This is a genomic window from Fructobacillus pseudoficulneus, from assembly GCF_900108455.1.
In the GTDB taxonomy this organism is placed as follows: Bacteria; Bacillota; Bacilli; order Lactobacillales; family Lactobacillaceae; genus Fructobacillus; species Fructobacillus pseudoficulneus.
Genome location: NZ_FNWS01000003.1, coordinates 43,247 through 61,206 on the forward strand (window position 1 = coordinate 43,247; position 17,960 = coordinate 61,206).

The following is a 17,960-nucleotide window of genomic DNA, read 5'->3' on the forward strand; positions in this document are numbered from 1 at the left end:
AGAGACCGTATGGTCTCTTTTTTTATTCTTCTAACTGTAATTCAGATTCGATTGTCGCTAAAACACCGTCTTCAACGTTCGTTTTCAAGGCCAACTGTTTGTGAGCGTCATGCATCAATGGCATGGCATTTGGCATCAAGTAAGAGTTTTCATACTTGGCTAACATCTCTAAATCATTGGTGTTATCCCCAAAAACCATCACTTCATGGTCGGCAATATCATAGTAGTCTTGCAAGACTTCCAAAGCCGCTGCCTTATCAACGCCCTTTGGTAAGATATCCACCGTTCCAAAGCCAGAACCCGTTACATGAACTTCGTCACCGAAGACAGACTCAATTTGCTCGACGTGCTCTTGGACTTCTTCATGTGGCCAAACAAAGGAAACACCCAAAATTTGGTCGCCAGTTTCCAATAACTTTTCGACCTGGATGACCTTTGGATAAAAGATTTCCAACATTTGCTTGAACTCTGGACCAACATGGTTGGAAATATAAGTCCCGTTCAATCCAGCTAGGATAATCACATTATCTGATGACTTAGGATTCAAGGCATTCCAATCAATCACCTTCCGAATCAAGTCGGGTGACAAATAAACGGCATAGAGTTCTTGAGTTGGGGTCGTCACCACCGAACCGTTTGAACCGACAAAGTCAATTTGATCAGCCAAACCATATTCGGCCATTGGGGCAAATAACGCCTTCAAATTTTCCACCTGACGGCCCGAGGCGGCAACAAAGCGAACATCATTTGCCTTCAGTTGTGCTAAAACTTTAGAAAAGCGTTCTTGGTTGTAGGTCTCATCACCTGATAGGAATGTCCCGTCCATGTCAGATGCAATCATTTTAATGGTCATAGAGTGCCTCTCGTGTCTTCTTGCTAGTCGACCAGTTTCCGCTGGGGGCTACCGTAATCGGCTAGGCAAATTGTTTTAGATATTGTTGGTAGGCAGCGTCATCCACTACCCAATCCAGTTCCCCAATATATTCCGCGTGAGGATCATGGTAGGCAAAGCCATGTTTAAACTTATATAGGCCATCTGTATGGTCAAAGGCACCGACACCACCGAAGTCATAAGCAGTCTTGCCAAGTGACAAGCCCCACTTCAGCATTTCCCATTGCACTAAATAAGGTCCATAGTGCTTGGCAAACTCACGGTTTGATCCAGCATACATGTACCAAATCTTTTCGCCATAGGCAAAGCCAATCCCGGCCGCGATGACTTGACCTTCAAAATGAGCCAAGAAAACCCGAAAGTAATCAGAATCAGCCCACAGTTCTTGCATCCGGTAGAAATATTCAATCGGACGGTGAGTGATGCCTTGCGCCTTCGCCATCATCGTATAGGTGGCAAAGAAGGCGTCAATGTCTTCTTTTGACCGGCCAGAGGTTACCGTCACACCATCTTTGATGGCCCGGCGAATTTGGTTACGATAATCGCTCTTGAAGTGGTGCATCAACTCTTCTTCATTGGTAATCGGCTCAGCACCTTCACCCCGGCCATCATAATACAAGACAACGTTTTTCCGCGGTTGAATGTTGCCGTGCATATTTTCAACCTTAACATTGCGAGTCTGGAAACCAGCCGCTTGATAGGCCTGGTCTAATTCCTGACTATAGGCAATTTCTGGATCCATCCGTACCAAGAAAACATTTTCGGGCAAATTAGCCAAAGCTTCTTGGACCAAGTTCTTCACCAAAGCCACATCCGTTACATCAGCGACTGGCCCCTTTGGGCAATAAGCCAACAACTTACCGGGAACGGATTCAACCGTTAGCACTGCCATGGCAGCGTCGATTTCACCAGCCTGGTTTTCATGGTACAAGTACAAGTGGCCCCAATTGGCCTTTAATTCACCCCAAAGTGGGTCTTGAGTTACTTGACCTTTCGGCATCGTCTTCACAAAGTCTTGGTAACGCGCTACCTGCTTGGCATCGCTTAAATCTAGGACCGTCATAGTTTTACTTTCCCGTCGTAATTGAGGCGTAATTTTGAATAAAGTAGACCAACGTCTGCAATTCGTTGGTTAGGTCAACGTTTTGAACGCGGACTCCCTTAGGAACCGAGACACGCAAAGGCGTAAAGTTCATAATTCCCTTCACACCGGCTTGGACTAGGGTATCCGTAATGTCTTGGGCGACATCTTGTGGCACCGTTAAAATCGCGATATTAATCCGCTGCGCCTTAATTTGTTCTTCTAATTCGGCCATATCATAAATTGGCACACCCGACAAAATTTTGCCGCGGTTTTCATTAATATCAAAGGCCGCCGCAATCCGCATGTTTGATGATTGGTGGAAGTTAAAGTTTAGCAGGGCCTGGCCTAAGTGACCAACCCCAATCAAGGCGACGTTAATCAATGAGTTTTGGTCCAAAACTTTGGCAAAGAAATCGAGTAGGGCTTCAACATCATAGCCATAACCACGCTTTCCTAGTGCACCAAAGTAAGAAAAATCACGGCGAATCGTCGCAGCATCGAACTTTGTGGCTTCGGCCAACTCAGCTGAAGAAATCCGGTTCGTTCCGGCGTCATTTAAAAAGGTTAAATAGCGATAATAAATTGGCAACCGCTTCGCCGTTGCACGTGGGATTTTTGCTTGTTCATCCATGAGCTTCTCCGTTCTTTGTGAACTAAATCGTTTTTATTATAGCATAAATTTAGGCTTTTTCGATTAATTCGTCACTTTTCACAATTATTAATTGTGAATTATTTTTCTTCTTCCGCTAACAAAGGGAAGTCCAAGCCAGGGTTAGTATTTAAATCCAACCCAGCAAAGATGTGATCTTGGAAGTTCCAATAGCCGGCTGCCCCGATCATCGCTGCGTTGTCACCCGTGTACTGCTTTGGCACGGGAATAAACTTCGTTTCTGGGAAATCAACCATCAAGTCGGTTAATGCTTGACGCAAACCCGAATTGGCAGCAACACCGCCCGCCAAAATGAGTGAGCGCACTGGAAAGTCCGTTAATGCCCGCCGAGTCCGGTCAATTAAGGCCTTAATCACCGCTGCTTGGAAGGAAGCGGCCAAATCAGCGCGGTCAATGGTTTCACCACGCTGTTCGGCATTGTGCACTTGGTTGATAACGGCTGATTTCAGACCAGAAAAAGAGAAATCATAACCGGCTTCCTTGGCCATCGCCTGCGGAAAGTCAATTGTCACTTGCCCTTGCTGGGCCAACTCATCGATGGCTTTTCCCGCTGGATATGGCAAGTCTAACAGGCGACCAACCTTGTCATAGGACTCACCGGCCGCATCATCAAAGGTTTCACCTAAAATGTGAAAATCATTTGCTTGCCTCATCAAAACCAATTCCGTGTGACCACCAGAAACCATTAACGCCAAGGCTGGGTAGACAATCGGCTCGTTAAAGTTAGCGGCAGCAATATGCCCCGCCAAGTGGTTCACTGGAATCAATGGCAGGTTATGCGCCATCGCAAAGGTCTTAGCGCCCATCAGGCCAACCAAGAGCGAGCCAACCAAGCCCGGTCCATAGGTCACCGCCACACCGTCAATTTCGTCAATTGGCACATTGGCTTCTTCTAAAGCAATATCCAAGGTCTTGGTAATCCATTCCAAATGATGACGAGATGCCACTTCAGGGACAATGCCACCAAAACGTTGGTGAGAATTAATTTGGGTGGCCACTGCGTTACTTAAAACCGTTCGGCCATCCTTCACCAAGGCAACTGAGGTTTCATCGGCACTCGATTCAAATGCAATTAGGGTTGTCATAGACTTTTCTCCATCATAATGGCGGTCTGACCGTCATGGTAATACTTTTCACGCCTGGCATAAATTTGAAAGCCGGCTTTTTCATATAGGTGGCGGGCCACTTGGTTATTTTCCGCCACCTCTAAATAAACCGTCACATCTTGCAGCTGTGCCAGCATTGCTTGCAGCAGAGATTGACCAAGGCCTTTTCCCTGCGCATTTGGCTTAACGGCAACAAAGCTTAAATCCACCTCATCCAAGGTTTGCCGGTAGGACAAAAAGGCAGAAAAATCCTCCATCACGAGGTAGGTCACCCGACCAAAATTTAGTTGCTGCTCAATTAGTGTCAGGGGGACTTGATCGCGGCCAAAGGCGGCCATGGCCAAAGCGTGGATGGCAGCCGCATCTTCGATTGTGGCTTGTCTAATGTTCAAGGTCTAGCACCATCGAAATCGCGTCTTCCTGGTTATCAATATAATAACTAGTAATCACATCCTGAACCACAAAACCATGACGGTCGTATAGGGAAAGCGCCCCGGTATTTGATCGACGGGCCTCCAACGATAAAGTTGGCAGGCCGATTTCTCGGGCAACCGCCTTGGCTGTATTTAACAGGTACGAACCAACTTGCCGGCCCTGCCAAATGGGCAAAACCGCGATGTTGGCAATATGTAAGTCGGTCACCAAATCACGACGGACCAAGGCGATAAAAGCGACCACCTGGTCCCGGCGCAAGGCCACCAAATATAGTCGGTCTTTTTCTTGGGTTAGCTCATGATAAAAATCACGGGCAACCCAGGGAGTATAACCGTTATAAACCGCTTCTTGGATAGCAACGAGGCCGGGAATATCCGAGACCGTCGCTACCCGTAGCTGCAATTGTTCCCCCGCCGCTTCAAACATTTCGCTTGGAAAGTTAATGAGCCGCTGAGCAACTGGTTTTTCTTTATTTTTCTTCTTGAACTTTAAAAACATAGGGCTGATCTTGTGCCTCGCCTTGATGATTTTTTTCCCAATTTAATTCCGCTTGGGTTTTACGGAGGTATGATGGCGTCAAATTGGCAACGTCTTCAACCGGTTCGGCCGTTTTTGCCAGTTCGGCGAGACCGTGCCCATTTGGTAGCGACTGGTCATGGTCCAAGATGACCAACGGCTTATTCGCCAACGCTTCTTCAATTGTTTCGGTAAAGTGAGCACCGTCGCCCACCACCACAACCGGCTCACCGACTTGATCGATTAAATCAAGGACTTCTTCGAGTGGGTAGTGACCGTCTTCTAAGACCACCGTCTCACCGAGGTAAGCGCCAGCAAAAACGTTGTCATTGCGGGCATCAAAGAGCGCCAGCACCACGGCATTTTCAGTCAACTGGCCCGGGTGTGGATTGGCTTGGCTCACTTGTTTGACAAATTCGGCATCTTTTCGCATGGCCAATTCGACTTGCTTGGCCAGGGCATGAAGGGAAGAAATTGCCAACAAAGGCTTCTTTAGGGTATCTGCCAAAACTTTCCCAACCGTAACGCCAATCCGCAAGCCGGTAAACGACCCCGGTCCTTTGGCAATCGCAATCCGGTCAAGGTCTGTCAAAGCCCAGCCCTGCTTGGCTAATAATTCTTGAATCGCTGGCAATAAATCAATCGAATGATTTTTGGGCTTATCCGTTAAAAAGCTTTGAACAAGCTGACCTTCATCGGCCAAGGCAACCAGCAACGGCTGATTACTCGTATCAATCACTAAAACTTTCATAAACCCCTCCATTGCAGCGTTTATCCAAACAGTTCGACCATTTTAAGTGGTCGGGTTACTTCCCATACATTTTACTAAAAAAAATAATCATTTCAAATAAAAAAAGCCGCAAAAAGCGACTCTTTATTGAATGGGCTTTTTTGACCAGCGTGAAGTCAAATTACTTGGCCAAGCCTTCATCCTTCATTACCTTAGCAACAGCGGCCAAAGCTTCCTTGGCATCGTCACCATCGGCCTTGATTGTTACGTCAGCACCATGGCCAACACCAAGTGACATCACACCCATGATTGACTTCAAGTTAACTTCTTTACCTTGGTATGACAAGGTAACTTCAGAAACAAACTTTGAAGCTGCCTGAACAAGCAAAGTTGCTGGACGTGCGTGAATACCTGTCTCTGAGATGATGTTAAAATCTTGTGTTTCTGCCATAATATTTCTCCTTTTTGGAAAAGTCTTTTTATCAATTTCAGTTTATCAAAGCGCTTACAAAATAGCAAGAAGATTATCATTTATTACGAATTAAAGTGCTGGCCACCACTGGCTTTGCCCAAACGATTGTTATAGGCCTTCCCCAATTCCATCTCTGGCATTGATTGAACAAAAATCCGCTTGACGTCTTCTTTGTCATCAAAGTAACGTAACCCAGAAAAGAGGTTTTCGCTCGCCGAAGCAACATCTTCGCCAAGGGACCAATTTGGCCAAGTTTGCTGGTCCAAATCAGCTAGCAATGCCTCTTGGGCCATCACCGCATCCCCCGCCACCAACTGCTGGCATAAGTCCTGCCAATCGAGTGGGTCAAAGACAATCACCGGCTTATCCGGTGCATAGTGGCGGTACTTCATCCCCGGCGCCTTTGGAACCTCGTCGGCCGCCAATGACTTTTGGCTAGTTCCATCCACGACTTCTTTTTGCAAAATCACCTGGAGCATCTTTTGCGTCACGGCACCGGTTCGTAAAATCGTCGGTACAGCAGCAGTCAGGTCAATCACCGTTGATTCCACCCCAACCTGAGTGGGCCCATCATCAAGGATTGCCGCAATCTTCCCATCCATGTCATGGTGGACATGGGCAGCAGTCGTCGGTGAAGGCTTACCGGACAGGTTCGCCGATGGACCAACAATTGGCACACCAGCCTGGCGAATCATTGCCCGGGTGGCCTCGTTATCTGGCATCCGGACTGCTGCAGTTTGCAACCCGCCGGTCACCAGCATCGACACCGCATTGTCCTTCACCGGTAAGATGATGGTCAGTGATCCCGGCCAAAACGCGTTCATCAATTGGCGGGCCTGGTGAGAAACTTCGACATAGGGTGTCAACTGACTGGCACTACCGACCGTCATAATCAAAGGATTATCCGCCGGCCGACCCTTAGCGGTAAAGACCGCTTGGACCGCCTGGTCGTTTGTAGCATCCGCCCCCAAACCATAGACGGTTTCAGTTGGAAAGGCTACCACTTCACCAGCCTGAATTAAGGCCGCTGCTTGGTCAATGTCTGCCGCTGTATTCGTTAAATTAATCGTTTTCATTTTTTAATTGCACCCGGATCATTCGATCCAATTTTGCTAAATCCTGTTTCAAAGTAACTTTGGCCGTAGGCAATGCCGCCTGAAAGACGGCCTTGAGGTCTTCTCCTTGGTCATAGCCAATTTCAAAGTAGGCCGACCCACCCGGATTCAAATGGTCAGAAAGGGTCTTAGCCATCTGCTTATAAAGGGCGAGACCGCCATCCGACGCATACAGGGCCAGGTCGGGTTCATAGGTCACCACCGATTGGTCCATTTCCGCTTGGCCATCCGGCCGAATATACGGCGGATTGGAAACAATCACATCAAAACGCTGCCCCTCAAAGGCTGATAGCAAGTCGGATTGCACTAATCCCACCCGGTCAGCTAGGCCAAAATCGTTTCGATTTTTCTTAGCCACCTGGAGGGCATTCCGCGAAATATCAGCGCCAACACCACGTATGGTTGACCACTGCTTCGCCAGGGTCAAGATGATGGCACCCGAACCAGTTCCGACATCTAAGACCGTGACCGGCCCCTTCTGGGCTGCCTTTAAATCTTGCAAGACCCAATCAACTAACAATTCCGTTTCCGGCCGAGGAATCAAGACCCGGTCATCCACTGCAAATTCCTCGCCATAAAAGGGCGCCTGGCCCAAGATGTACTGGGCTGGTTCCTGCTTCATCAAGCGTGCAATCCAGGTTGGCCAACGTTCAGACAACCAAGGATGCATTTGCCGGGACAAATTGGCCCGTAACATCCCGTAGTTAACTTTCAGGGCCCCGGTCAAGAGGAAGTCAACGTTATCAGTTGCTTGTTCAGGGTCTTGGCCGGCCGCGGTTAATTCCGCAATCGCCCATTTGCGCGCTTCTAACAATGAAATTTTGACGGGCCGTTTATCCCTTGGCAAATTATTCTTGTCGAGATTAGCCATCGTTACTTGCCCAATTCGGCCAACTTAGCCGTCTGTTCAGCTAAGACTAAGGCATCGATGATTTCACCCAAGTCACCGGCAATAATCCGGTCAAGCTTGTTGAGGGTCAAACCAATTCGATGGTCAGTCACCCGGTTTTGTGGGTAGTTATAGGTCCGAATTCTTTCCGAACGAGCCCCGGAACCAACAACCGTTTTTCGCTGTTCGGCGTACTCGGCCTCATTTTCCTGGGCAAAGTGGTCATAGACCCGGGCATTCAAAATCTTCCAAGCGCGGGCACGGTTTTGCTGCTGAGATCGTTCATCTTGCATGGCGACCGTAATGCCGGTTGGCTCGTGGGTCAAGCGGATTGCAGAAGAAGTCTTGTTGACGTGCTGGCCACCGGCACCTGATGAACGATAAACGTCTTCACGAACGTCTTTTGGATCAATCAAACCTTCCGCGTCAACCTCTTCGAATTCAGGCATTATCCCGACCGTTGCCGTTGAGGTATGAACCCGTCCTTGCGTTTCAGTGGCCGGCACCCGTTGAACGCGGTGCGCCCCCGATTCAAATTTCAATTTGGAATAGACGTTATCACCGGTAATCATCGCGACAACTTCTTTGTAACCGCCAACTTCCGTCGTGGTTTCATCAATAATTTGCAGTGACCAACCTTGATTTTCGGCGTAACGACGATACATTCCCAGCAAATCAGCCGCGAACAGAGAAGACTCATCCCCACCGGCCGCACCACGGATTTCCATGATGATGTTTTTATCATCGTTTGGATCCTTTGGCAGCATCAGCACCTTAAGTCTTTCCTCCAACTCAGCCTTTTCGGGTTTCAAAGTCGCCACATCTTCCTTGGCTAACTCGCCCATCTCAGCATCACCGAGTAATTCTTCCGCATCCAACAAATCCTGAACAACCTGTTGGTAATGCTTAAAGGTTTCCACCGTTTCGCGAATCCCGCCGGCTTCCTTTGACAATGCCATATAGTGTTGGGAATCCCCCATCACATCGGGATCGGCCAGCATTTGGTTCAATTCATCGTAACGGTCAACAACCGCTTGTAATTGTGAAAAAATTGGATCCATCGTGTCTCCTTATTTTGCTGCAATCATTTCCAAAACCGGGTGGTACCAGTGGTAGCGGCAAGTTGGCAAATAGGCTTCATCCCCACCAATTTGTACCTGGTTACCTGAGTACTGTGGCTTGCCATCGGCAAAGCGCAATTGCGTTGTGGCTTTTTTACCGCAAAATGAGCAAATCGTCTTCATTTCCTCGAGCTTATCCGCCACTTCTAAGAGGCGCCGTGAGCCTTCAAAGAGGTGATTAAAGGCGTCTTGCTTCAAGCCAAAGGCCATCACCGGCAGCCCCAACTTATCAACCACGTAGGCCAACTGGTCGACTTGGTCAACCGTCAAAAATTGGGCTTCATCAACCAAAACAGCGGCAAGTTCCTTGCTGTTGTCGTGGTCAATCATATCAAAGAGATTATCGTCTTTGCTAACAACGGTGGCTGGGCGTTTCAGGCCAATCCGTGATGCAATCATACCAATTCCATCGCGGTCGTTAACCAAAGGGGTCAACAGGAGGACCTTTTTATCTTGTGACTCGTAATTATGCGCCACTTTTAGGATTTCGATTGATTTACCAGAGCCCATTGCCCCGTATTCAAAGTATAACTGTGCCAACTTTCTGCCTCACTCATCCAAACTATTCTATCCGTCTATTATAGCAATTTTCGCCCAATAACTCGACTGCCTAGACCATTTTCGGGAAAATTTACTTTTTGCATGTTAAAATAAGCTTTTAGAAAAGGGAGGCTTTTTTATGTCAATAAAAAGTCAATTTGCCAAATTTACGGCCAAAAGTAGTCATTTCGTCCTACATAATGTCTTACGTCGTGGTGGGACCTCTTTGCCCGGCAAACTCGCCGTCCGCATCGACCCCAAGGTTTTGAATACCATCGAAAAGGAATTCGACCTGGTGATTGTTACCGGAACCAACGGAAAGACCTTAACAACCGCCCTAATTACCCGGGTTTTACAGGCCGGCGGTTACTCCGTTGTAACCAACCCCTCTGGATCAAACATGGTTCAAGGAATCGTTGGGGCACTTTTAACCACCAAGGTGAAGCCCTCACCAAATGGTAAGAAGCCGATTGCCGTTTTGGAAGTCGACGAAGCCAACGTTAAGTCACTGGCCCAGGCCATTGAACCCAAGTACTTTGTCTTGACCAACCTCTTCCGCGATCAATTAGACCGCTACGGTGAAATTTATTCAACTTACGAAAAAATTATCGGCGGGATTAATGAGGCACCAAACGCCGCAGTCATCACCAATGCCGATTCACCAATTTTTGCTCGTGGTCGCTATGATAACAAGCGGATTTACTACGGTTTTGACCAAGTAGCAGAAGCCGATTATCAAGACCTCAAGGCGCCAACAAACACCGACGGAATTTTGTCCCCAACCGACAATTCCGTTTTGCACTATAACTTCATCACTTACGCCAACCTCGGCCGCTACTTCTCCGTGACCGATGGCTTTAAGCGACCAAAGCTGGACTACGCAGTGACTGCCCTGAACCAGCTCACGCCAAAGTCCTCTTCTTTTGCCATTGATGGCGTTTCTTACCAAATTGCTATCGGTGGTCTCTACAACATTTACAACGCCCTCGCAGCCTACGCAGTCGGCCGTGTCTTTGATGTAAGCCAAGACGATATCAAAAAGGCTTTCGAAGAAGACCGACAAGTCTTTGGTCGGCAAGAATCCGTCAATGTGAACGGCAAAGACGTGACGATTTTGTTGATCAAAAATCCGGTTGGAACGAACTCCGTCATCGATATGATGGAAACGGAAACAGAACCATTTACCCTAATTACGCTGTTAAACGCCAACTATGCCGACGGCATTGACACCTCTTGGATTTGGGATGCCGAATTTGAACGGCTGCACAATACCAAATTACAGGCCGTCGCTACCGGTGGTGAACGCTACAAGGACGTCACGGTCCGCTTGAAGATGGCCGGCTTTGATCTGGCTGGGACCTACCCGAAGACAGAAGACGTCTTAAAGGCCATCAGTCAAGCACCAACCAATAAGGTCTACCTAGCCGCTACCTATACAGCAATGTTGCAAATTCGCGCGGCATTGCGTGCTAAAGGGTACATCAAGGAGGAATATTAATGGCAGATTATCAACTACAACTCGCCCACCTCTACGGTGACTTAATGAACACCTATGGCGATTATGGTAACATCATCGCCTTGCGTTACTACGCTAAGCAAATTGGCGTTGAAATTAACGACCAACTCGTCTCGCTGGATGACCGCTTTGATCCCAAGGCCTATGACTTTGTCCTCTTTGGCGGTGGCCAAGACTACGAGGAAACCGTCGTGGCGCACGATTTGAAATCCAAGGCCGACGACTTGAAGGAATACATCGAAAATGATGGCCCATTACTGGCCGTCTGTGGTGGCTTTCAACTATTGGGCCACTATATGGAAATGGCCGATGGGTCTACAGTTGATGGGATTGGGGTCATGGACCACTACACCACGAACATGACGGATGACCAAGTCAAAACCTTGAAAGGCAGCCGGTTAACCGGTGACATCGTCATCAAGAATAACGAAACCGGTGAAGAATACCACGGCTTTGAAAACCACCAAGGTCGGACCTTCTTGGGCAAGGGTGAAAAAGCCCTTGGAACCGTTACTGCCGGCCAAGGAAACAACGGCATGGATAAGACCGAAGGAGTGATTTACCATAACGTTTATGGCTCATACTTCCACGGACCAATCTTTACCCGAAACGGTAACCTGGCCAAGCGTGTTCTGGCAACTGCATTAACACGCAAGTATCCAGACGTTGACTGGCAAGCGAAACTTGACCAAGTTCCCGCCGAAACATTTTAATTTCAATCAAAAAGCCGTGGCTGTCTTCAATGACAGTCACGGCTTTTAATTATTCTGATAAGTGATAATAGTAAGTTGAGATGGAAATATTATCTAGGCCCGACAAGGCGGTCCGTAATCGCAATGACGATTGGTTGTGCAAAATGTTCTGCCAAGACTTCTTGGGAACGAATTGTGGAATCACAACCGTCACCGAATGATTCGTCTTCTTTGACTGATTCGAGACCTTGGTCACAAAGCCAATGATTGGCTTCACAATTGACCGGTAAGACGAATGCACGTCGACATAGCGCACATCCGGGAAGTTTTCGGCAAACTGAGCGGCAATCTTCGCTTCCTTTTCTGGCCGAATATCAAAGGAAACATGCATCGCAATCACTTTAGTAGCGACTGATTCAGCATAGTTAATCGCCTCAGCGGTTACCTGGGTCAAATTGGAAACCAAGACAATCGCCGTTGAACCGGCATATGGTTCTTGCTTTTGTTTTGGATTATTCAAATACTGTAAGCGCAGCTGCTTTGAAACCGCCGTATAGTGTTTCTTAATCTTAAAGAACACGGTCAAATCCGCCGGCATAATGAACACGTATGGCCAGACGTGGCTAAAGCGGGTGAAGAAGAGTACGAGGACCAAGGCGGCCGACATGAAGGCCCCAACAAAGTTAATCGTTGCCTTGCCCAACCAGAACTTTGGTCGATTGCGGTACCAGTGGATAATCATTCCCGACTGCGACAACGTAAACGGTACAAAGACCCCGACCGCATATAGCGGAATCAAATTATCGGTTGAACCATGGAAAATCACAGTCAGAATAATCGCACCAATTGACAATGACAAGATTCCGTTGGAATAGCCCAAGCGGTCACCACGGTCCATAAACAGGTGTGGTAAGTATTTGTCCTTAGCCAAATTAACGGCTAGCACCGGAAAGGCAGAAAAGCCTGTATTGGCCGCAACGGCTAAAATCAACGTTGTTGCCAGTTGGACCATGTAAAAGCCAAAGCCATGGCCACCGTAGGTGATGGAAGCAATCTGTGACAAAACGGTTGAACTGGCATTTGGTCGAATGCCGTCCCAATAAGACAAGAAAGTAATCCCAAAGAAGAAGCTCGCTAAGATAATGGCCATCATCGTCAAGGTGCTAGCGGCATGCTTTTCTTTTGGCGCTTTAAAGTTTGGCACCGCATTTGAAATTGCTTCAACCCCTGTCAGGGAAGAAGAACCTGATGAAAAGGCTCGCAAAAAGAAAATCAAGCTGAGCCCGGAAAAGTCTGTCCCGATTCGCGCAGCGGCATGGTAAGGAATCGCCCCCGTGGCTGCCTGGTAAACACCATAGGCAACCGTCACCGCCATCACAACGATAAAGAAGTAAACCGGCACCATCAAGAAGTTAGCCGATTCACGCAAACCACGAAGGTTCATCGAGGTCAAAATCAAGATAATCACGATCGACATTGGCACCGCGAAGTGTAACAGCGATGGGATTGCTGCCGTAATCGCATCTGCCGCAGCCGAAGCTGAAACGGCCACCGTCAACATGTAGTCAACCAAGAGTGAACCACCAGCCACCAGGCCAACATTAGCGCCCCAATTTTGGCTGGCCACCGTATAAGCCCCACCCCCGTTGGGATAGGCATGAATAATTTGCCGGTAGGATAAAACAATTGCTGCTAACAAAACCAAAATTAAGCAGGCAATTGGCAATTGCAACCACAGGGCCGCAGCACCGCCGGCCAATAGGACGGCTGTGATTGATTCCGTACCATAGGCAACGGAAGAAAGTGCATCTGAAGATAGCAGGGCTAAGGCTTTTGACTTTGACAGTGCCTGGTCTGATGCTTCTAGTGTTTTCAGCGGCTTTCCAATGATGAACCGCTTCAAGTTTCTAAACATTTTTGTGCTCCGTGATTTTTATAGTCAATCCATTGTAACGCGAATGACTGGATAAAAAAAGCAAACAAGCCGTTCAAGACGAGTTATGCCAAATTTTATCTTTGCCGTACTACTTTTGGCGCCGCAAAATAGTGAATGCCCGCAACTTGCTGTGCTTGTAAAGTCGCCACCAAATCTTGACTGGCTTGCCCTGGATTTTCCCGCCACTGGTCAGAAACGGCCAAGCCAAGCTGCTTTTCAACCCAGTTTAATTGTTGCTGGCTGGGATTGGCCATGACCCCCGCTACCAAAATCAAATTTGATCCTACTTCTTTTAAGGCCTGGCGAACCCGCAAAAAATCATTCGCCGACAAGAAAACTTGAGTGATTAAAATTTTAGCCCCGGCCGCTTCCTTTGCCAGTGCCTGGTCGACAACCATCTCGACGTTTTTTTTTGACGACAAGTTGACATCAAGCGTGCTAGCCAACAAAAAATCAGCCGACAAGCCCACTGCCTGGACTGCCCGGAGCAGGTCCAGTGAACTACTGAAAGTATCGCTGCCCGCCTGCCGGTCGCCACCCACTACTAAAAAGGACGCCAAGCCGTGTTGCTTTAGCTGAGCAAAGTCAGCAGCCACCGTCTTTCGACCAATATCTGATGCCCGCAAATGCAGTAAAATCTGCTGCTGACTTTCCTCCTGCAACTTCTCGGCTCGTTGCAACAACTGTTCAAAGGCTGCTGCATCTTGGCTGTGGTTCACTAGAGAATAATAGGCGGCTCGGGGCCGATTCTTTTCATCCCCAATCAACTCTTGTGAAATGACTGTTTGCTTTTGTTCACGGTAATCATCTAAAATTTTTTGCATTTGTTTCCTCTGATTGTTAGAGAATGACAACTAGGCCAATTTTTTATTGACGGCAAATGTGCTATAATTTGAGAAAAGAATTGGAGGTCAATTATGTACCAACCAGAAAAGCACACTAACGATGAAATTCAAGCTTTCATCGACCAACCAGGTCGTCAACTGATGTTTTTGTCAGCCGACTGGTGCGGCGATTGTAAAGTAATCAAGCCCTTTGTTCAAGGCATCAAAGATGAAGTCAGCAAGACTGCTGGCTGGATTGATGCAGACCGCGATGACAACTTGGACCTCGCTACGAACTATGGTTTGCGCGGCATTCCTTCATTTGTCCTCTTCGAAGATGGCAAGAAGGTTGACCAAATCGGTCACGGTGAACGTTTGACACCAAAGCAGATTACCGACTGGTACGAAGCTACTTTGGCTTAAGACTATTTTATTTTAACAAAAAAAAGCAGGCATTTAGCCTGCTTTTTCTTTTGCATTAATTTATTTAATAAAGGCAGCCACGGTATTTGCCGGGATACCAAAGCCCATCCCTTCAATATTAGTTGTATCAGAAGCGCCGGCTGAAATCTTAGCAGAGCTAATTCCAACTACTTCTCCTGATAAATCAATCAAGGCACCACCGGAATTACCGGGGTTAATCGCCGCGTCGGTTTGAATAACTTGGACGTTTTGATTATTAGTCTGTGAGATTGAAAGCGTCCGATTTGGTGCTGAAACGATTCCCTTAGTCATCGTTGAGGCGTAAGCCGCTCCAAGCGGTGAACCCAACGCCAAGATCGTTTGACCAGACTTCAAATTCGAACTGTTTCCAAGCTTAGCCACCTGCTTGAAGGCCGATGACTTTACCCGAATCAAGGCCAGATCTTTGGCGTTATCCGTCTTGATCACTGTTGCTTCGGTTTTTTTCCCATCTGCATCCACAACCTGAATCGCCGCTGATCCTTCAATCACGTGATAATTGGTCACGATATCAGCGGTGTTATTGCTGATTTTAACCACCACACCAGAGCCTTGTGAGGCTTTCTGGTACTGGTCTTGCTGCTTATCCTTACTCTGATCATCAAAGGCCGAAGCACCATCGCTCAACGATGCTGATTTTTGCAAATTCTGCACCGTCACCACGGCATCTTTGACCTTGTTATAGGCACTGATGGCTTGGTCCGAACTTTGATAGGCCGTTGCGGCAACCGTTGCCGTTCCGGCTGCATTCGTGTGCGTTGCCTGGGCTAACTTCGTTTGGTACCAAGAATTAGGCATCGAGCCAGCAAAGACTAAGGCAGCACCAAATAAGCAGGCGACCAGCATCATTAAGGTGATGGCATGTATTTTTTTTGGTATTCTCTTTGGCATCGCCAATACCCTTTCAAAATCTTTTTCAAACTAAATTGGAAGACTGACCTTAAAAATCGTTCCCTTTGGTTCGTTATCACTCACCGTTATCTTACCATTATGAGCCTGGACTATCCATTCCGCGATTGAGAGTCCCAGACCAGTTCCCCCAGTTTCGCGGTTTCCTGTCTTGTCTTCTCGATAGAAACGGTCAAAGATATGCTTCTTAGCTTCATCTGAAATACCGCGACCAGTGTCGGCCACTGCTAAGATTAAGCGCTTTTTCTCAATGGCAGCTGAAACGACAACCTTGTCACCGGTATCCGAATACTTCAACGCGTTATCCAGCAACAGGACCAATAGCTGATGCAATCGCTTTTGATCAACCGAAACCTTTTGGTGCACATCATTGTTGATGGACACGGTTTTGTCGGAGATTTCACCCATTTCAACATATGGTGTTAAAATGCCACGCAAGAAGTCACCAATGTCCGTTTCTTCTTTTTCAATCGTCGTCATGTTCGAACCAGTTTTGGCCAACGTTAACATATTATTGGTTAAAGAATTAAGCCGCCGCACTTCTGACAAGGACAGAATAATCGCTTCCGATTGATCCCGAATGGTCGAAGTCGGTTTGGTCAGCATTGTTTCCAGCTTACCCTGAATAACTGACATCGGTGTCCGCAATTCGTGGGCCGCATTGTTGACAAAGTCTTGCTGCTGATCCCAGGCGCGCAAGATTGGTTTCATACTCTGGCGAGAGACAAAGAAGGCAAAGAAGAGCGCAAAGGTAAAGGCGAAAACAAAGGACCAAATCATCACGTCTTGGAACTTTTTCAAATTGACAACCGTATCCGTCACATCGACGAAGACGTAACCGTAGGTGGCTGACTTTAATCCCTGCCCATCAGGTACTAGGACAGTATTTGGCTTAAAGCGTACTGCCTGTATCCGCAGGTAAGTCTTTTTGACGTGGACCGTTCGCGGCGCCAAATCTAAGTCGCTTGAATCAAATGTAAGACCAAAACGACGGGTTAAAACATTTTTGGACCCATTATTGTTGGTTTGATTTTCAATTTGCTTACCCTTTTCATCAAAGTATAAGAAATTTCCACGAAAATCATCGGTCAACCGGCGCATCGATGCTTCCTTTTGCTTTGCCGAGACACCACCGTCCAACCAACCATTTCGTTGATAATACTCAACGTACTGGTTGATTACCCGGTCAGAGCTATCATAAATCGTAAAGGTATAGACCCAAAAGATAACCCCAGCCAAAAATCCAAAAATCACCATCAGGCCTAAGGCCAAGGTCGAAAAATTATCTAATTGTTGCTTACGATTAATCAGTCTTGGCATCCGGTACCTCAAGAATAAAGCCGATGTTTCGGAGTGTCTTAATTAAGCCACCCTGACCAACCGCTTCTAGCTTACGTCGTAGATTGTTGAGGTAGATGTTCACCACGTTAATGGTTGTATCCGAATCAATTCCCCAGACCCGGTCAAAAATTTGATCACGAGTGACGATAATGTTTTTGTTCTGGCCTAAGTAAGTCAGAATATCAAATTCTTTTCCGACCAATTTGACGCTTTGCCCGTGAACTTGGACACCACGATTTTCCAGATTAATGGTCAATTCACCAACCGTAATCATGTTATCTTCTGAGTAGACACCTGTCCGCCTCAGCAGGGCCTTCACCCGCACTAACAATTCTTCACGGTGAAATGGCTTGGTCAAATAGTCATCGGCCCCAACGTTAAAGCCTTCGATTTTATCATCCAAAGAGGCTTTCGCCGTTAAAATCAAAACGGGCGTATCCACCTTATCTTCACGCAGATTTTTAATGATTTCCAAACCATTTTCGCCTGGCAACATTAAGTCCGAGATAATGAGATCATAGGGAACTTCTTTCCCCTCGTATTCACCATCTTGCCCATCCGTCACAGCAGTGACATCGGCAAAGTCTTCCAAGAAGCCGACAACGTTATCGGCCAGGTTTTTATCATCTTCAATTAATAGAATTTTGATTGCTTTGGCCATGGTCCTTCTCCTTTAGTGCTTGCATGACTTGTAAAGTTTTTCAGTAAAG

General features: G+C 47.3%; 20 protein-coding genes. 3 read left to right on the plus strand and 17 right to left on the minus strand.

Annotated elements, in window-relative coordinates:
- Positions 1–22: 22 nt before the first annotated feature.
- The 12 genes from BLW39_RS03690 to BLW39_RS03745 form a co-directional block, all read right to left on the minus strand.
- Complete coding sequence (locus BLW39_RS03690) at positions 23–853, minus strand: Cof-type HAD-IIB family hydrolase (protein ID WP_059378505.1); 831 nt, start codon at positions 851–853, stop codon at positions 23–25.
- Between the two features lie 61 nt (positions 854–914).
- Positions 915–1,955, minus strand: a complete 1,041-nt coding sequence (locus BLW39_RS03695; protein ID WP_059378501.1) for a lipid II:glycine glycyltransferase FemX — start codon at positions 1,953–1,955, stop codon at positions 915–917.
- 4 nt (positions 1,956–1,959) lie between these two features.
- Positions 1,960–2,607 carry a redox-sensing transcriptional repressor Rex gene (locus BLW39_RS03700; RefSeq protein WP_059378498.1) on the minus strand — a complete coding sequence of 216 codons (648 nt, stop codon included), beginning with the start codon at positions 2,605–2,607 and terminating at the stop codon, positions 1,960–1,962.
- A gap of 98 nt (positions 2,608–2,705) precedes the next feature.
- On the minus strand, positions 2,706–3,731 hold the full coding sequence (gene tsaD / locus BLW39_RS03705) for a tRNA (adenosine(37)-N6)-threonylcarbamoyltransferase complex transferase subunit TsaD (RefSeq protein WP_059378494.1): 1,026 nt from the start codon (positions 3,729–3,731) through the stop codon (positions 2,706–2,708).
- The gene (locus tag BLW39_RS03710) at positions 3,728–4,144 is read right to left on the minus strand and encodes a GNAT family N-acetyltransferase (RefSeq protein ID WP_059378491.1); all 417 of its coding nucleotides are present in this window, start codon (positions 4,142–4,144) and stop codon (positions 3,728–3,730) included. The genes tsaD and BLW39_RS03710 overlap by 4 nt, the downstream gene beginning before the upstream one ends.
- Complete coding sequence (gene rimI / locus BLW39_RS03715) at positions 4,134–4,685, minus strand: ribosomal protein S18-alanine N-acetyltransferase (RefSeq protein ID WP_059378489.1); 552 nt, start codon at positions 4,683–4,685, stop codon at positions 4,134–4,136. Before rimI ends, BLW39_RS03710 begins: the two co-directional genes overlap by 11 nt.
- Positions 4,657–5,454 carry a tRNA (adenosine(37)-N6)-threonylcarbamoyltransferase complex dimerization subunit type 1 TsaB gene (gene tsaB, locus BLW39_RS03720; protein WP_059378485.1) on the minus strand — a complete coding sequence of 266 codons (798 nt, stop codon included), beginning with the start codon at positions 5,452–5,454 and terminating at the stop codon, positions 4,657–4,659. Before tsaB ends, rimI begins: the two co-directional genes overlap by 29 nt.
- A 160-nt stretch (positions 5,455–5,614) precedes the next feature.
- Entirely contained in the window at positions 5,615–5,884 is a 270-nt protein-coding gene (locus tag BLW39_RS03725) for a phosphocarrier protein HPr (RefSeq protein WP_059378483.1), read from the minus strand.
- A gap of 83 nt (positions 5,885–5,967) precedes the next feature.
- Positions 5,968–6,981 carry an L-threonylcarbamoyladenylate synthase gene (locus BLW39_RS03730; RefSeq protein ID WP_059378480.1) on the minus strand — a complete coding sequence of 338 codons (1,014 nt, stop codon included), beginning with the start codon at positions 6,979–6,981 and terminating at the stop codon, positions 5,968–5,970.
- On the minus strand, positions 6,968–7,891 hold the full coding sequence (prmC, locus tag BLW39_RS03735) for a peptide chain release factor N(5)-glutamine methyltransferase (RefSeq protein ID WP_059378478.1): 924 nt from the start codon (positions 7,889–7,891) through the stop codon (positions 6,968–6,970). The genes BLW39_RS03730 and prmC overlap by 14 nt, the downstream gene beginning before the upstream one ends.
- 2 nt (positions 7,892–7,893) lie before the next feature.
- Entirely contained in the window at positions 7,894–8,970 is a 1,077-nt protein-coding gene (gene prfA, locus BLW39_RS03740) for a peptide chain release factor 1 (protein WP_059378476.1), read from the minus strand.
- Between the two features lie 9 nt (positions 8,971–8,979).
- On the minus strand, positions 8,980–9,570 hold the full coding sequence (locus tag BLW39_RS03745) for a thymidine kinase (protein WP_059378473.1): 591 nt from the start codon (positions 9,568–9,570) through the stop codon (positions 8,980–8,982).
- 139 nt (positions 9,571–9,709) lie between these two features.
- Here BLW39_RS03745 and BLW39_RS03750 point away from each other — a divergent pair, with 139 nt between their 5' ends.
- Positions 9,710–11,068 (plus strand): Mur ligase family protein, encoded by a 1,359-nt coding sequence (locus tag BLW39_RS03750; protein ID WP_059378471.1) that lies wholly within the window; start codon positions 9,710–9,712, stop codon positions 11,066–11,068.
- Positions 11,068–11,799 (plus strand): type 1 glutamine amidotransferase, encoded by a 732-nt coding sequence (locus BLW39_RS03755; protein WP_059378469.1) that lies wholly within the window; start codon positions 11,068–11,070, stop codon positions 11,797–11,799. The genes BLW39_RS03750 and BLW39_RS03755 overlap by 1 nt, the downstream gene beginning before the upstream one ends.
- Before the next feature lie 49 nt (positions 11,800–11,848).
- Here BLW39_RS03755 and BLW39_RS03760 read toward each other — a convergent pair whose 3' ends face one another.
- Positions 11,849–13,693: an APC family permease gene (locus BLW39_RS03760; protein WP_059378467.1), complete on the minus strand. Its 1,845-nt coding sequence runs from the start codon at positions 13,691–13,693 to the stop codon at positions 11,849–11,851.
- Positions 13,694–13,788: 95 nt separating this feature from the next.
- On the minus strand, positions 13,789–14,538 hold the full coding sequence (locus BLW39_RS03765) for a methylenetetrahydrofolate reductase (RefSeq protein WP_059378466.1): 750 nt from the start codon (positions 14,536–14,538) through the stop codon (positions 13,789–13,791).
- Positions 14,539–14,631: 93 nt separating this feature from the next.
- On the opposite strand from BLW39_RS03765, the gene BLW39_RS03770 reads away from it, so the two are divergent.
- A complete protein-coding gene (locus tag BLW39_RS03770) occupies positions 14,632–14,961 on the plus strand; it encodes a thioredoxin family protein (protein ID WP_059378464.1) in 330 nt (109 codons plus the stop codon).
- A gap of 60 nt (positions 14,962–15,021) precedes the next feature.
- Here the strand turns inward: BLW39_RS03770 and BLW39_RS03775 are convergent, their stop codons facing one another.
- The 3 genes from BLW39_RS03775 to BLW39_RS03785 are packed head-to-tail and all read right to left on the minus strand — an operon-like array spanning position 15,022 to position 17,911.
- Positions 15,022–15,891, minus strand: a complete 870-nt coding sequence (locus BLW39_RS03775; RefSeq protein ID WP_059378460.1) for a S1C family serine protease — start codon at positions 15,889–15,891, stop codon at positions 15,022–15,024.
- Positions 15,892–15,921: 30 nt separating this feature from the next.
- Positions 15,922–17,229, minus strand: coding sequence for a sensor histidine kinase (locus BLW39_RS03780; RefSeq protein WP_059378454.1), 1,308 nt, complete (start codon positions 17,227–17,229; stop codon positions 15,922–15,924).
- A complete protein-coding gene (locus BLW39_RS03785; protein ID WP_059378450.1) occupies positions 17,213–17,911 on the minus strand; it encodes a response regulator transcription factor in 699 nt (232 codons plus the stop codon). The genes BLW39_RS03780 and BLW39_RS03785 overlap by 17 nt, the downstream gene beginning before the upstream one ends.
- Positions 17,912–17,960: the final 49 nt, after the last annotated feature.